The 2,285-nt window shown below is 37.7% G+C and carries 2 protein-coding genes; both read left to right on the top strand.

Features of this window, described 5'->3' with window-relative positions:
• Positions 1-458: 458 nt before the first annotated feature.
• Entirely contained in the window at positions 459-1,001 is a 543-nt protein-coding gene (locus FW767_RS12885) for a serine O-acetyltransferase (protein WP_121700422.1), read from the top strand.
• On the top strand, positions 1,001-2,203 hold the full coding sequence (locus tag FW767_RS12880; RefSeq protein WP_121700423.1) for a glycosyltransferase family 4 protein: 1,203 nt from the start codon (positions 1,001-1,003) through the stop codon (positions 2,201-2,203). The genes FW767_RS12885 and FW767_RS12880 overlap by 1 nt, the downstream gene beginning before the upstream one ends.
• Positions 2,204-2,285: the final 82 nt, after the last annotated feature.

Here is a 2,285-nt window from a genome sequence, read left to right as displayed (position 1 = left end):
CAAAAAATCTCTAATAACTCTTGTGTTAAGCGGTTAATGTTATTTGGGCCAAAAGGGTCAATCATATTATGGCCAAAGGGGTGAATTCTGTTTGGCCAAAAGGGTCAAAGTAGAGTGGCTTTTCCATGCTTCATCCTCTACCTATATTCACCAAAGTATTGACCCCGATATTCCTTTTTACCATATTACCGGCAATGTTCCGAAGCATGCTTCAGGGTATCTTCTCGCCATCATGTAAAAATCTCAGGTTATTGATCTGGATGGTTATTATTATTGCATTTTTGCTCGGTACTATATCTTTGCAGATCCGACACAAAACCGTCCTTATTCCGTTTATGTGTATTTTATCGGCATATGGCATGTTTACACCTGTTCGCAGTATATATTCAACTCTCGGCAATACTATGGCTGTCATAATTATTTTATTGGAAATTTTACTGGTAAAATGATGTACGCTCATGATTCTATCACGTAGAGACCTCAGGAAATATATTAGAGCGGATTTCAGCAGATATCCGTTACTCAGATTACCATTTATTATAAGATGGCTTATCAAAGATGAGCAGACTCGTGTCAAGCATTATATATGGGTGATGCGTCATGCCGAGTATGCGGTTAATACTGGAAGTATTACGCGGCACCTATGGGTATTATGGCATAAAAGGCTGTCTAATATTTATCGTGTATATATTAATCTTAATTCATGTGGAAAGGGACTGAGAATTATACATATAGGCGGCGGGATTTATTTAAATGCCAATAAGGTGGGTGTCAACTTTACTATTACGACAGGAGTGGTCATCGGTAAAAAAGGAACAAATGAACATCGTCCGGTGATAGGTGATAATGTGAATTTCACACTCGGAGCCAAAGCATACGGAAAGATATTTATAGGAGACAATAGTATAGTTGCTCCTAATACAGTGGTAATCAAGGATGTCCCGCCGAATTCAATTGTAAGTGGTGTTCCGGGTCGAATCATTAAAACGATTAATCAGTGATGCCAAAATTATTGTTTGACGGGACTGCCATGCAGTCAGACCAGCGAGCTACATTCCACGGTGGTGGGGAGTATGCCAAATTTATTTTAAGAGCTGCTATATTACGCGGTTATGTGTTTGATGTGGCTTTGAACCCTAATCTTTTTCTTGATCCTGAGACTATGGCGGTTATTGACAACTCAGGTAAAAAAATAGTTCATGTCAGGACTAAAGCGGAATTATATTCTGTGCTTGACTCAGGTACTTATGATATATTTTATTCTGCATTGCCCTATAAATATTATGATTATAGCTCAAAGGCCCGCTTTATAGGTGTAATTCACGGACTACGTCCATTGGAGATTGTTTGGGACAAATATAAACATAAGTATTATGCTTCATCTTTAAAAAGAATTGTCGGATGGTGTATAGCTCGGAGCTCTATAATTAAAAACGAATTGAGAAGACGTCAGTGGAAAAAACTTGCACAACTGATTAATATTCATAATAGTATGTTTATTACCGTATCTAATCATACGAAATATGCAATACTTAATTTCTTCCCGGAAATTCAGGCAAGACGCATCCACGTATTTTATTCTCCTTTCGATACAATGCAGAAAGACAACGACAATAAAGAGGGAACTACTTGTGCTGTGACCCCGTTTTTTCTGCTTGTAAGTGGGAATCGATTTGAAAAAAATACCTATAGGGCAATAAAGGCTTTTGACAAACTATTGGATAATAATTTATTATCCGGCTTCGAAGTTGTTGTGACGGGGGCCGAGAATCTTCCATTTGCTGATGAAATAAAGCATAAAGATAGATTTAAGCTGCTGCCTTATGTGACAACCGAACGTTTACGCGAATTATATTCTAATGCTTTTTGTTTTGTGTATCCGTCTTTGAATGAAGGATTCGGATATCCTCCAATTTTGGCCATGTCGGTTAATACTCCGGTAATAGCATCTTCAGCGACGAGCATACCAGAAGTTTGTGGAAACGCAGCTCTTTACTTTTCTCCTGAAAATATGGATGACTTGTGCAATAGAATCCTACATATTGTTGATGATGAGGAAAAGCGTACAGAGTTAATCGCATTAGGTAAAGAGAGAGTTCGGATTTTGCAAAAAAAGCAATCTTCTGATATTTCAAAATATATTGGATTGATATTTGACACTGTAGAGTCAACAAGCAAGTGCAAAATTAAGTCAATAGTTTGAAGAACTCAATACGAGGCGCTGAGAAACCTAATTTTTCTCGCGGTCTTCTGTTGATTTTGGCTTGTATTCTGTCAAGTTCTGC

The sequence above is a fragment of the Heminiphilus faecis genome, assembly GCF_008728965.1.
Classification (GTDB): Bacteria; Bacteroidota; Bacteroidia; order Bacteroidales; family Muribaculaceae; genus Muribaculum; species Muribaculum faecis.
The sequence above is the reverse complement of the archived record's forward strand: the minus strand, read 5'-3'. Positions and strand labels throughout refer to the sequence as shown.